The organism is Intrasporangium mesophilum (assembly GCF_054783095.1).
In genome coordinates, this window is record NZ_BAAGRF010000019.1 from 136,458 (window position 1) to 149,146 (window position 12,689).

Annotated in this window: 9 protein-coding genes; 8 read left to right on the forward strand and 1 reads right to left on the reverse strand. The window is 71.7% G+C overall.

The window, feature by feature from the left end; all coding sequences use genetic code 11:
• The first annotated feature begins 151 nt into the window (after window positions 1–151).
• The 8 genes from ACYVLP_RS16970 to ACYVLP_RS17005 all read left to right on the forward strand — a co-directional run bounded on the left by ACYVLP_RS16970 (window position 152) and on the right by ACYVLP_RS17005 (window position 10,362).
• Entirely contained in the window at window positions 152–3,097 is a 2,946-nt protein-coding gene (locus ACYVLP_RS16970; RefSeq protein ID WP_460628519.1) for a Na+/H+ antiporter subunit A, read from the forward strand.
• Window positions 3,094–3,738, forward strand: a complete 645-nt coding sequence (locus ACYVLP_RS16975; RefSeq protein ID WP_460628520.1) for a Na(+)/H(+) antiporter subunit C — start codon at window positions 3,094–3,096, stop codon at window positions 3,736–3,738. The genes ACYVLP_RS16970 and ACYVLP_RS16975 overlap by 4 nt, the downstream gene beginning before the upstream one ends.
• 25 nt (window positions 3,739–3,763) lie before the next feature.
• Complete coding sequence (locus tag ACYVLP_RS16980; RefSeq protein WP_460628680.1) at window positions 3,764–5,392, forward strand: Na+/H+ antiporter subunit D; 1,629 nt, start codon at window positions 3,764–3,766, stop codon at window positions 5,390–5,392.
• Window positions 5,389–6,039, forward strand: coding sequence for a Na+/H+ antiporter subunit E (locus ACYVLP_RS16985; RefSeq protein ID WP_460628521.1), 651 nt, complete (start codon window positions 5,389–5,391; stop codon window positions 6,037–6,039). Before ACYVLP_RS16980 ends, ACYVLP_RS16985 begins: the two co-directional genes overlap by 4 nt.
• Entirely contained in the window at window positions 6,036–6,347 is a 312-nt protein-coding gene (locus tag ACYVLP_RS16990; protein WP_460628522.1) for a monovalent cation/H+ antiporter complex subunit F, read from the forward strand. The genes ACYVLP_RS16985 and ACYVLP_RS16990 overlap by 4 nt, the downstream gene beginning before the upstream one ends.
• Complete coding sequence (mnhG, locus tag ACYVLP_RS16995; protein ID WP_460628523.1) at window positions 6,344–6,709, forward strand: monovalent cation/H(+) antiporter subunit G; 366 nt, start codon at window positions 6,344–6,346, stop codon at window positions 6,707–6,709. Before ACYVLP_RS16990 ends, mnhG begins: the two co-directional genes overlap by 4 nt.
• Window positions 6,710–6,850: 141 nt before the next feature.
• Window positions 6,851–8,563 carry an ABC transporter ATP-binding protein gene (locus ACYVLP_RS17000; RefSeq protein WP_460628524.1) on the forward strand — a complete coding sequence of 571 codons (1,713 nt, stop codon included), beginning with the start codon at window positions 6,851–6,853 and terminating at the stop codon, window positions 8,561–8,563.
• Entirely contained in the window at window positions 8,563–10,362 is a 1,800-nt protein-coding gene (locus tag ACYVLP_RS17005) for an ABC transporter ATP-binding protein (RefSeq protein WP_460628525.1), read from the forward strand. Before ACYVLP_RS17000 ends, ACYVLP_RS17005 begins: the two co-directional genes overlap by 1 nt.
• A 538-nt stretch (window positions 10,363–10,900) precedes the next feature.
• On the opposite strand, the gene ACYVLP_RS17010 is transcribed toward ACYVLP_RS17005, so the two are convergent.
• Window positions 10,901–12,601 (reverse strand): GMC oxidoreductase, encoded by a 1,701-nt coding sequence (locus ACYVLP_RS17010; RefSeq protein WP_460628526.1) that lies wholly within the window; start codon window positions 12,599–12,601, stop codon window positions 10,901–10,903.
• Between the last annotated feature and the right edge of the window lie 88 nt (window positions 12,602–12,689).

Sequence of the window (12,689 nt, forward strand, 5' to 3'; positions counted from 1 at the left end):
TGTGAGCCACGCTTGATCACGAAGACCCCGCCGACCGTCTGGTCGGCGGGGTCTTCGGCTGCACATAGGATTGACCCTCACGACCGATGCGGGGCCAGCGGTCAGGCGCGCGTCGTGGACGACCTGAACACCCGACGACCGAGGGGCCGCCGTGGCGCAGCTACTGCTCTTGCACCTGCTTGCTGCCGCGCTCGCGCCCTGGCTGGCCCGCGTGCTGCGCGCCAAGTCCTTCCTCGTCCTCGCAGTGGTGCCGGCGGTCGCGTTCGGCTGGTTGCTCACCGTGGCCGTCGACGTGCGCGAGGGCCGTCTGCCGACCCAGCGGATCGAGTGGGTGCCAGGCCTCGGCCTCGACCTCGACTTCCGCCTCACCACGCTGTCCTGGGTGCTGGCGCTGCTCATCACCGGGGTCGGCGCGCTCGTGCTGCTCTACTGCGCGTGGTACTTCGCCGACGAAGACCCCAGCCTGTGGCGGTTCACCTCGGTGTTCACGGCGTTCGCGGGCGCGATGCTCGGGCTGGTCCTGACGGACAACCTGCTCGTCCTCTACATCTTCTGGGAGCTGACCACGGTCTTCTCCTACCTGTTGATCGGTCACAACCCAGCCAGCTCGACGAACCGTCGCGCCGCCATGCAGGCCCTGCTCGTCACGACCGTCGGCGGCCTCGCGATGCTCATCGGCATCATCGCGATCGGCGTGCACCACACCTACTCCATCTCGGCCCTCGTGGCCTCGCCCCCGCCGCTCGACCCGGTGATGGTGGCCGCCCTGGTGCTGCTGCTCGTCGGAGCGCTGTCGAAGTCGGCGCTCGTGCCGTTCCACTTCTGGCTGCCCGGAGCGATGGCGGCGCCGACCCCGGTGAGCGCGTACCTGCACGCCGCGGCCATGGTCAAGGCGGGCATCTACCTCGTCGCGCTGCTCGCCCCCGTCTTCGCCGGGGCTCCGGCATGGTTCGCGCTCACCCTCGGGCTGGGCCTGTTCACCATGCTCGTCGGGGGGTGGCGAGCGCTGCGCCAGCACGACATCAAGCTCCTGCTCGCCTATGGGACGGTGAGCCAGCTGGGGTTCATCGTGGCCATCACAGGCCTCGGCACCAAGGAGTCGGCCCTCGCCGCCCTCGCGCTGGTCCTGGCTCACGGCCTGTTCAAGTCGACGCTCTTCCTGACCGTGGGGGTCATCGACAAGGCGACCGGCACCCGCGACCTGCGCGAGCTGTCGGGCGTCGGGCGGCGACTGCTGCCGGTGTCGGTGCCCGCCACCCTCGCCGGCCTGTCCATGGCCGGGGTCATCCCGCTGGCCGGCTTCGTCTCGAAGGAGAGCGCGCTCACTGCGGTCTGGGACGAGGTCCAGCACTGTGCCCCCATCCCGGCGGCATACGGCTGGGTCGCGCTCATCGCGATCGTCGTCGGCTCCGCGCTCACGACCGCCTACACGGCGCGCTTCCTGTGGGGCGCCTTCGCGACGAAGCCGGGGGTCGCGCCGACCCGGGTCAAGCCGCCGCACCCGGGATTCGTCCTGGCCCCGCTCCTGCTCGGCGTCGCCTGCCTCGCGCTCGGCCTGCTCGCACCGCTCGAGTCGCCCTGGCTGATGCCGTATGCCGTCCAGTTCCCTGTCGGGTCGGCCCCGGAGCCGCTCGCGCTGTGGCACGGGCTCACGGTGCCGCTGCTGCTCTCGGCGCTGTCGATCCTGCTGGGTCTCGTGCTCTTCCTCGGGCGCGAGGACGTCGCGCGGGCGCAGGCGCGCGTGCCGGCCCTCGTCGACGGCGAGCGCGGCTTCGCCCGGACGATGCGCTGGGTCGACCGGGGCGCCGTCGAGACGACCGCCGTGACCCAGCGCGGGTCGCTGCCGATCTACCTCGCCGCCATCCTCCTCGTCTTCGTCGCCCTTCCCGGGGCAGCCGCCTTCGCAAGCCGGGCTATGCCGTCGGTTCGCTTGTGGGACAACGCTGGTCAGGCCGTCGTGGGCGGGATCGTCGTCGCTGCAGCAGTGCTCGTGCTGATCACGCGCCGCCGCCTCACCGCAGTCATGCTCGTCGGCGCGACCGGGTACGGCGTGTCGCTGCTCTTCATCGAGCACGGGGCGCCTGACCTGGCGATCACCCAGATGCTCGTCGAGACGGTCGCCCTCGTCGTCTTCGTGCTCGCGCTTCGCCGGCTGCCGACGAAGTTCACGCGCCACCGGCACTCCCCCTCGCGCACGTGGCGGCTGGCTCTCGGTGCCGCGGTCGGGTGCGCCGTCGGAGCCATCGCCCTGGTGGCTGCGGGCGGCCGCCACTCGATGCCCGTCTCGGAGGGGTACCCCACGCAGGCCTACGAGTTCGGGCACGGCAAGAACATCGTCAATGTCACCCTCGTCGACATCCGCGCCTGGGACACCCTCGGGGAGGTGTCGGTCCTCGTCGCCGCGGCGACCGGCGTCGCCAGCCTGATCTTCGTGCACACCCGCAACACCCGGATCTCCCGGGCCACGTCGAAGGCCATCCCCGCCACCGACCCGGCGCGCGGCACGTGGCTGCACGGCGGGCGCACGATGCGCACAGAGAAGCGCTCGGTGATGTTCGAGGTCGTCACGCGCCTCGTGTTCCACATCATGCTCGCGGCGTCGCTCTTCCTGCTCTTCTCGGGGCACAACCAGCCCGGAGGCGGTTTCGCCGGCGGGCTCGTCGCGGGGCTGGCGCTCGTCGTGCGCTACCTCGCGGGCGGCCGCTACGAGCTCGACGAGGCCGCCCCCTTCGACGCCGGCCTCGTCGTCGGCCTCGGGCTGCTCGTCGCCGTCGGGTCCGCGCTCGCGCCGCTCGCCTTCGGGGGCACCATCCTCGAGACGACAACGGTCGACTTCACCCTGCCGCCGTGGGGCGAGGTGCACGTCGTCACCTCGGTGTTCTTCGACATCGGCGTCTACCTCATCGTCGTCGGGATGATGCTCGACATCGTGCGGAGCCTCGGCACGGGCATCGACCGGCAGATCGCGGCCGAGTCCGACGGTCCGGTCCCGGGCAAGGACGCAGCAGCGGACGCGGGCACGGCCCGTGGCGAGGTCTCGGAGGGAGGCGGCTCGGACGAGGGCCGCGGCCGCCGCGAGGAGGTGGCGCAACGATGATGCCTCCGACCCCGTTGACGCCGTTGACCCCGTTGACGCCGCTCGCCTCGCTGACGCCGCTGGTGCAGCAGCCTGCGGTCGGCGCCCTGATCGAGCCGACTCTCGAGCCGAACCTCACGCTCGTCCTCGTCACGGTCGGCCTGGTGGCGGCCGGCACGGCGCTCGTGCTGGACCGCAGCCTCGTACGCGTACTGCTCGGGATGGTGCTCATCGGCAACGGCGTCGCCGTCCTCTACCTCGTCGTGAGCGGCCGCGCCGGACGCCCGCCCTTCGTCGGCGAGGCCCCCCAGTCGATCAGCGACCCGCTGCCGCAGGCGATGGTCCTCACGGCGATCGTCATCTCGCTGGCCACCATCGGCTTCCTGCTGGCCTTGTCGTACCGCCTGTGGCAGGTCTCGGGAACCGACGACGTGCCCGACGACGCCGAGGACGCCCGGATCCAGCGCCTGGCGATCGAGGACGCGACGTCGTCGACCTACGACCCGTCGGAGATCTCCACGACGACCGCCGACGAGCTCGCCGGTGAGCGCCTCGATGGCGGCTCCGGGGATAGGCCCGAGGACGGACCCGAAGGCGGCTCCGAGGACAGCCTCCACGAGGGCTCCGACCGCCCGAGCAAGGGAGGTGAGCGCCGTGGCTGACCTCTCCGTCGCCGACATCGTCCCGATGCCCGTGCTGCTGCCGCTGCTGGGGGCCGCGCTGACGCTGGCGTTCCGGCGGTCGCCGCGGCTCCAGCGAGCGGTCAGCATCGCGGTGCTCTCGGCGACCGTCCTCGTCGCGGCGGTGCTGGTGCAGCAGACCAATGCGCACGGCCCCCAGGTGCTCTGGCTGGGCGCCTGGCAGGAGCCGCTCGGGATCTCCCTCGTCGCCGACCGGCTCAGCTCGCTCATGCTGCTGGTCTCCGCCGTGGTCACGCTGCTCGTGCTGCTGTTCGCCATCGGCCAGGGCCAGGCCGACGGCGAGGACGAGACCGAGACGCCCTTGACGATCTTCCATCCGACGTATCTCGTGCTCTCGGCCGGCGTGGCCAACGCGTTCCTCGCCGGGGACCTGTTCAACCTCTTCGTCGGCTTCGAGATCCTGCTGTTTGCTTCCTACGTGCTGCTGACGCTCGGCGGCGCCGAGTCGCGGATCCACGCCGGCACGACCTATGTCGTGGTCAGCCTGCTCAGCTCGGCCCTGTTCCTGGTCGGCATCGCCGCCGTGTATGCCGCGACGGGCACCGTGAACCTGGCCCAGCTCTCGATCCGCATCGGCGACCTCACCCCGAGCGTTGCGCTCGTGCTGCAGCTCTGCCTGCTCACGGCGTTCGCGATCAAGGCGGCCGTGTTCCCGATGTCGGCGTGGCTGCCCGACAGCTACCCGACCGCTCCGGCGCCGGTCACCGCGGTCTTCGCCGGCCTGCTCACGAAGGTCGGGGTCTACGCCATCATCCGCGTGCAGACCCTGCTCTTCCCGGAGTCCCCGCTCACCGGACTGCTCATGTGGGCGGCGCTGCTGACGATGGTCATCGGCATCCTCGGCGCCGTCTCCCAGTCGGGACTCAAGAGGATCCTGTCGTTCACCCTGGTCAGCCACATCGGCTACATGATCTTCGGGATCGCCCTCGCGACCCAGGACGGCACGGCCGGGGCGATCTTCTACGTCGCGCACCACATCACCATCCAAACCGCGTTGTTCCTCATCGCCGGGCTCGTCGAGCGCGTCGCCGGCACCACCTCGCTCGACCGACTGGGCGGGCTCGCCGTGGCGTCCCCCGTGCTCGCCGTGCTCTTCTTCCTGTCTGCTATGAACCTCTCCGGCATCCCACCCCTGTCCGGCTTCCTCGCCAAGATCGGGCTGCTGCATGCCGGCATCGAGGTGGGCACTCCGCTCGCGTGGGTGCTCGTCGTCGGCGGGATCGTGACGAGCCTGCTCACGCTGTACGCGCTGTCCAAGGTGTGGAGCCAGGCGTTCTGGCGGCCGCTCGCCGAGGCCAAAGCAGCCGCCGAGGCCATCGCGGCACAAGAGGCTTTGGAGGCGGCGGCCGGGACCGAGGGCACCTACGGCGACACCGAAGACGCGGAGAGTGCTGCGGCCCAGAGCGGTGCTGTGGCGGTCGCCGTCGCCGTCGACACCTCACCACGGGCGCTGCCGCGCACGATGCTCGGGGCCACCGCGGCGATGACGGCCGTCGGCCTTGCCATCACGCTCTTCGCCGGGCCGCTCTTCTCGTACACCCAGAAAGCGGCCGCCGACCTCATCGCGCGCACTCCCTACGTCAACGCCGTCCTTCCACCGGAGGCCCGCAGATGAGCGCGACCCCGACGACCGACCACGTACGCCGCCCGGCAACGCCCCGCAGGCGCCGCACCTTCCAGCCGCGGGCGATCGCCACGATCGCCCTGGCCTGGGTGCTCATGTGGGACCGCATCACCTGGGGCAACGTCGTCAACGGCATCCTCGTGGGCCTGTTCGTCACGTACGCCTTCCCGCTGCCCTCGATCGAGTTCAACGGCCGGCTCCGCCCGCACCGGCTCGCCTGGCTCGTCATCCGGTTCCTCGGTGACCTCGTCGCGGCCACCTGGCAGGTCCTGCGGCTCGCCCTGGGCACCCGGCGCCCCCGCAACGCCGTCATCGAGGTCCAGCTGCGCTCGCGGTCGGACTTCTACCTCACCCTGACGGCCGAGCTCATCGCGCTGGTGCCGGGCTCGGTCGTCATCGACGCCCGACGCTCGACCTCGGTCCTCTACCTGCACCTGCTCGACGTCGAGCGCGCGGGAGCGGTCGAGGCGCAGCGGCGCCACGTCCTCGTGGTCGAGGAGCGCGTCGTGCGAGCCCTCGGCTCACGCGAGGAGATCGAGGCGATCGAGGCCGCGAAGCTCGCCGACGCCGGTCGGGCCGACGGACCCGCCGGACCCATTTCAGGACCACGCGCCCGACCCCCTGGAGGTGCCCCATGACCTGGTTCGTCACGACGGTGGTCATCGCCGCCCTCGCCCTGCTCGGCGCAGCCGCCGTCATCGTGCTCGTGCGCCTCTACCGCGGCCCGAGCAACCTCGACCGCATCATCGCCGCCGAGATCCTGCTCGTCATCGTCATCGCCGGAGTCGCCCTCGAGTCGGCCCGGCAGCATACCTCGACGTACCTGCCGCTCCTCATGATCCTCGGGCTCGTCGGCTTCGTGGGCGGCGTCGCCGTCACCCGGTTCCTCTCCCGCGACACCGACGAGGTGGAGGGCGAGGTCCGCGAGAGGAGGCTGCCCCAATGAGCTGGACCGCCGTGCTCGACGCCGCCGGGGCTCTGTGCCTCCTGGTCGGCGCCTTCCTCTGCTTCGCGGGAGCGTTGGGCCTGGCCCGCTTCCCCGACACGCTCTCGCGCCTGCATGCCGCGACGAAGCCGCAGACCCTCGGGCTCATCGTGATCCTCGTCGGGCTCGCACTGACGCTGCGAACCTGGGCCGCGGTGACGACCCTCGTCCTGCTCGGCGCCACCCAGTTCTTCACCTCGCCGGTATCGGCACACCTCGTGGGCCGGGCGGCCTACCGGAACGGCCGGGTCGACGAGTCCACCCTCGTGGTCGACGAGCTCTCGGACGCCCTGGAGCGCTCGGGGTCGGACCAGACCAGCTGATCGAGACGGCATACCCTCACCGCCTTCGGCGCGAGCGGTTGTGCGGTTTGATCTCAACTCGGCTTCAGTTCTTGCGGTCGCCCGCGGGAGCCGCCGGAAAATGGCGTGAGGCACGCCTGGGCCGAACGTAACATCAAGCAAGTGATCTCGCTGCCCCACGCCGACCCCGGCACTCCGGACCTGACCGGCGCGACGGCATACCTGCGGTGGCTCGGCAAGGGGCAGTGGTGCACCCTCGTCATCGCGATCTGCTTCGGCGTGGTCTGGCTCGTGAGCCAGGCCCTCTTCCCCGCCGCCATGGGCAAGGCGATCGACGACGGCATCATCGGCGGCGACGCCGGGTCGCTCGCGCTCTGGTGCGCGCTCCTCGTCGGCCTCGTCCTCGTCAGCGCAGTCTCGGGCGCTTTCCGGCACAAGTACGCCGTCGCCAACTGGCTCCAGGGCGCGTTCCGCTCCGCCCAGCTCGTCGGGCACAAGTCCGCCGACACCGGCGAGGCGCTGACGCGCACCGTGCCGACGGGCGACGTCGTCGCGACGGTCAGCTCGGACGCGATGCGGATCGGCGGGCTCTACGACGTCCTGGCCCGGTTCGCCGGCGCGGTCGTGTCGTACGTCGTCGTCGCGCTCATCCTGCTCAGCGCCTCCGCGCCGCTCGGGCTCGTCGTGCTCATCGGCGTCCCGGTGCTCGTCGCGTGCCTCACGTTCATCGTGCGCCCGCTCCAGCGGCGCCAGCTCGCGCAGCGGGAGGAGTCGGGCAAGCTGATCGGGCTCGGCGCCGACACGGTCGCCGGCCTGCGCGTGCTGCGCGGCATCGGCGGCGAGCAGACCTTCCTGACCAGGTATGGCGCACAGTCACAGTCCGTGCGCCAGGTCGGCAACCGGGTGGCCGGCTACCAGGCGGCGCTCGACGCCGCCCAGGTGCTGCTGCCGGGGGCGTTCGTCCTCGTTGTCGTGTGGCTCGGGGCCAGGTTCGCCATCGAGGGCCAGATCACCCCGGGCCAGCTCGTCGCCTTCTACGGCTACACCGCATTCCTCGTCATCCCGCTGCGCACCGCGACCGAGATGGTCGACCGCGCGACCCGGGCACACATCGGCGCCCGCAAGCTCATCCGGGTCCTCGCCGTCGCCCCTGACCAGCTCGAAGCCGTTGCGACGCAAGCGCTTCCGACCCACCCGGCGCGGCTGGTCGACCCCGACAGCGAGGTCAGCATCGAGCCCGGGCTGTTCACCGTGGTCGTCTCGGCCCGGCCCGAGGAGTCGGCTGCGCTCGCGGACCGCCTCGGCCGGTTCGGCCCGCACGAGACGGACGCCCGGCTGAACGGCACGCGTCTCGCGGACGCGCCGCTCGCCGAGCTCCGGCGTCGCATCGTGGTCTCGGAGACCGACCCGCGGCTCTTCACCGGCACGCTGCGCGAGGAGCTCGACCCCCGCGGGGAGCACGACGACGCGGCGATCCTGGCGGCGCTCGACGTCGCGAGCGGCGAGGACGTCCTGGAGGCGCTGCCCGAGGGTCTCGACAACGAGGTCGAGGAGCGCGGACGGGCGTTCTCCGGCGGCCAGCGGCAGCGGCTCTCCCTCACCCGGGCTCTGCTCACCGACGCCGAGACCCTCGTGCTCGTCGAGCCGACCAGCGCCGTCGACGCGCACACCGAGGCGCGGATCGCCGACCGTCTCACGACCGCCCGCACCGGGCGGACGACGGTGGTCATGACCGCGAGCCCGCTCATCCTCGACCGCGCCGACCGCGTCGTCTTCCTACAGGGCGGAAAGGCCGTCGCGACCGGCACACACCAGGAGCTCATGACCGACCGACCCGACTACCGACGAACCGTGATCCGAGGAGAGGAGGACTGATGTCCGCAACGCCTGCCACCCTGCCGGCCGAGCACCCCGGGCAGCCGACCCGCACGTTGCCAGTCGCCGACATGGAGTCGGTGCGGGCGCACACGCGCGGCCTGCTACGGCGCCACCGAGGCAGCCTCGCCCTCGTCGTCGGCCTCCACTCGCTCGCAGCCGTCGCCGCGCTCGTCGCGCCGCGCGCCATCGGCCTGCTCGTCGACGAGATCAGCCACGGGCGCTCGCTCGCGGTCGTCAACACGCTCGCCATGTGGATCGCGGGCGCCGTCGTCCTCCAGACGATCGTCACGTGGTTCGCCCGGCGGGCGTCCTTCATCATGGGCGAGACGGTCTTCGCCGAGCTGCGCGAGCAGTTCATGGGGCGGGTCGTCGAGCTGCCGCTGTCGACCGTCGAGCGCGCCGGCACCGGCGACCTCGTCTCGCGCACGACGAACGACGTCGAAGCGCTCTCGCACGTGATCCGCTTCGGCATCCCGTCGATCTTCGTCGGCGCAGTGACGACCGTGATCACCGTCATCGCTGCGTTCATCACCGGGTGGCAGGTCGCTCTGGCGATCGTCGTCGGCATCCCGATCCTCTGGATCTCGACGCGCCGCTACCTGCGCTACGCCCCCGCCGGGTACCTGCGCGAGCGCGCGACGTATGCCGTGCTCAACGGGGTCGTCACCGAGTCCGCCGACGGCGCCCGCACCATCGACGCCTTGCGCCTCGGCCGGCGCCGCCGCCGGCGGATGGACGACGCCCTGCGCGACTGCTACGACGCCGAGCTGTACACCTTGAACCTGCGGCTGCGCTGGTTCCCGTCCGTCGAGTTCGCCTTCTTCATGCCGGTCGCGGTGACGCTGCTCTGGGGCGGGTGGCTCATCTCGCGCGACATCGTGACCGCGGGCACCGTGACCGCGGTGGCGCTGTACGTCCAGCAGATGGCGGGACCGCTCGACGAGCTCATCTCCTGGCTCGACGAGATCCAGGTCGGCGCGACCTCGCTCGCGCGGGTCATCGGCATCGCCGACGTGCCTCCCGACCGGACGCCCACCGGCCAGGAGCCGGCCGACGACCGCCTCGACGTCGAGGACGCGCACTACGCCTACCGCGCCGGTCGCGACGTGCTGCGCGGTGTGTCGCTCGACCTCACGCCGGGCGAGCGGCTTGCCATCGTCGGGCCGTCCGGCGCCGGCAAGTCGACGCTCGGCAGGCTCATGGCCGGCATCGACGGGCCACGGGTCGGGCGGGTCGAGGTCGGCGGCGTGCGTCTCGTCGACCTCGAGCTGCCGCAGCTGCGCGGTCAGGTCGCCCTGGTGACCCAGGAGCACCACGTCTTCGTCGGCTCGCTCGAGGACAACCTGCGCCTGGCCCGGCCGAGCGCGTCCCGCGAGCAGCTGCTCGATGCACTGGAGGCGGTCGACGCCCGCGTCTGGGCCGAGGAGCTCCCGGATGGGCTCGACACCACCGTCGGCTCGGGCGGGCACCGGCTCACCGAGCCGCAGGCACAGCAGCTGGCCCTGGCCCGGCTCGTGCTCGCTGACCCGCACACGCTCGTGCTCGACGAGGCGACCTCGCTGCTCGACCCCCGGGCGGCACGGCACCTCGAGCGCTCGCTCGCGGCGGTCGTGGAGGGCCGGACGGTTGTCGCGATCGCGCACCGGCTGATGACGGCGCACGACGCCGACCGCGTCTGCGTCGTCGAGGACGGGCAGGTCAGCGAGATCGGCTCGCACGAGCAGCTGCTCGAGGCCGACGGGGCGTATGCCGCTCTCTGGCGCTCCTGGCGGGACGAGCCCCAGCCGGCCCGCTGACCCGCCCATCCCAAGTCGAGTGAGCGCCCCGCCCCACCAGCCCCACGTCGAGTGAGCGCCCCGTCCCACCAGCCACACTCGAGTGAGCGCCCAGTCCCACCAGCCCCACGCCGCCCGAGGTCGAGTGAGCACTTCGTCACTCCAGCCCCACACGTCACGTGACAGGAGTGACGGGGCGCTCACTCGACCAGTGAGGTCGGTGGCCTGCGACGAGTCGAGTGAGCGCTTGGTCACTTCGGCCCATCGGGCGGGCTCATGGGACGGGAGTGACGGGGCGCTCACTCGACTGGGGGGTGGGAAGGGTCCAGGTAGGGGGCGGGCGTCGGTCCCGCGTTGGTGACCGGCGTAACCCTCGGCTGGGTATGTCGTTGTCAGCGTGGCGCTGGGCTCGTTTCTGACCGGTGCGGCCCGCGCCATGGGTGAGGCCGTCTCTGAGGGGTGACGGCCTCGCCCTCGCCGGTCCGCAACCTTCACCGGGTGCGGCCCGCGCCATCGGGTGGGGCCGTTTGTGAGGGGAGACGGCCCCACCCCTGCGGGCTCACCCGAGCGGGCTCGCCCCGACGACCGGCAGCGATCCGGTCATCCTCCGGTAGGGCTCGCCCTGGGCCGGGCGCTGGTCCGGCTCGCCGCTGCGCGGCCACAGCGACATCGCCCGTTCGGCCTGCGCTGTGATGGTCAGGCTCGGGTTCACACCGAGGTTCGCCGAGACCGCTGCCCCGTCCACGACGTGCAGGCCGGGATAGCCCCAGACCCGGTGGTAGGGGTCGATGACCCCGGTGTCGGGTGAGTCTGAGATGACCGCGCCACCAAGGAAGTGCGCCGTCATCGGGATGTCGAGGATCTCCCCGATCGACGACCCCGCCCAGGCCTGTTCGCCGGTCGCGCGCTCGAGCCGCGCGGCGATCGCACGGACCGCCGCGTTGCCCTGCGGGATGTAGGTCGGGTTGGGGTCGCCGTGGCCCTGGGAGGAGGTCAGGTGCCACCCGAACACTCCGCGCTTGCGTCGCACGGTGATCGAGTTGTCACTGCTCTGCATGACGAGGGCGATGACCGTGCGCTCGCTCCAGCGCCGGGTCGACAGCGACCGGGCGAACACCGCCGGATGCCGCACCGCCCCACCGAGGAACCTCGCCCACCGGGGCACCCGTCCGCCGCCGTCGACCTGCATCACCGCGAGCGCTCCCATGAGGTTCGAACCCTTGCCGTAGCGGACGTTCTCGACATGGGTCGCATCATCGACATGGAAGCTCGACGTGATCGCCACCCCGCGGGTGAGGTCGACGTCGCCGGGGGTGCGAGCGGTCATGGCTCCGCCGAGCGCCTCGGAGTTGGTCCGGGTCAGCTCCCCGAGCCGGTCGGACAGGCGCGGGAGCCCGTCGGGCTCGGCGGTCGCCTTCATCGCCTGGAGCAGCGCAGCGGTGCCCCAGGCGCCCGCGGCGACGATGACCTGGCCCGCGGTGACGGTGCGCGACTGCGCCCGGCGCCGCCCCCAAGCGCCGCTGCGGACGGTCGTGACGGCATACCCCTGCTCCGGCACGGCCGGGTCGAGGGGACGCACGGACGTCACGGTCCGCAGCGGCTCGACCGTGACGCCGAGTCGTTCGGCGAGCGCCAGGTAGTTCTTGACGAGGGTGTTCTTCGCCCCGACCCGACAGCCGACCATGCAGTTGCCGCACTCGGTGCACCCGGTGCGTTCCGGCCCGGCGCCACCGAAGTACGGGTCCGCCACGCGCACGCCGGGCTCGCCGAAGAAGACGCCGACCGGTGTCTTGGCGAACGTCGTGCCGACGCCGAGGTCGTATGCCGTGTCGCGCATGAGCTGCTCTACCGGGCCTTCGCACGGGTTCGTCACGACCCCGAGCATCCGCTGGGCGGTCGCGTAGTGTGGCGCGAGCTCGGACTGCCAGTCCGTGATGTCGGCCCATTGGCGGTCACGGAAGAAGGGCGGCGGCGGCACGTAGAGGGTGTTGGCGTAGTTGAGGGAGCCGCCACCGACACCGGCGCCCGCGAGGACGAGACAGTGTGGCAGCCGGTGGATGCGCTGCACCCCGAAGCAGCCGAGCTGCGGCGCCCACAGGTAGCGCTTCACGTCCCAGCTCGTGCGGGCGAAGTCGGCGTCCTCGAATCGGCGGCCCGCCTCGTAGACATGCACGCGGTAGCCCTTCTCGGCCAGCCGCAGCGCCGACACCGAGCCGCCGAAGCCGGACCCGATGACGACGACGTCGTGGTCGTACCCCATGGCGGCCAGCCTAGGTGGCCCCTCCCCCGCGAGACACGACCCGCTCCCGGTTCGAGGTAATCGAATGGAGGTGATAGGTCGGGGCATC

What these genes read in the sequence shown, in the direction of transcription:
- ACYVLP_RS16975 (WP_460628520.1), top strand. Translation starts at nt 3,094, where the DNA reads ATGATGCCTCCGACCCCGTTGACGCCGTTGACCCCGTTGACGCCGCTC.
- ACYVLP_RS16980 (WP_460628680.1), top strand. Translation starts at nt 3,764, where the DNA reads ATGCCCGTGCTGCTGCCGCTGCTGGGGGCCGCGCTGACGCTGGCGTTC.
- ACYVLP_RS16985 (WP_460628521.1), top strand. Translation starts at nt 5,389, where the DNA reads ATGAGCGCGACCCCGACGACCGACCACGTACGCCGCCCGGCAACGCCC.
- ACYVLP_RS16990 (WP_460628522.1), top strand. Translation starts at nt 6,036, where the DNA reads ATGACCTGGTTCGTCACGACGGTGGTCATCGCCGCCCTCGCCCTGCTC.
- mnhG (WP_460628523.1), top strand. Translation starts at nt 6,344, where the DNA reads ATGAGCTGGACCGCCGTGCTCGACGCCGCCGGGGCTCTGTGCCTCCTG.
- ACYVLP_RS17005 (WP_460628525.1), top strand. Translation starts at nt 8,563, where the DNA reads ATGTCCGCAACGCCTGCCACCCTGCCGGCCGAGCACCCCGGGCAGCCG.
- ACYVLP_RS17010 (WP_460628526.1), bottom strand. Translation starts at nt 12,601, where the DNA reads ATGGGGTACGACCACGACGTCGTCGTCATCGGGTCCGGCTTCGGCGGC.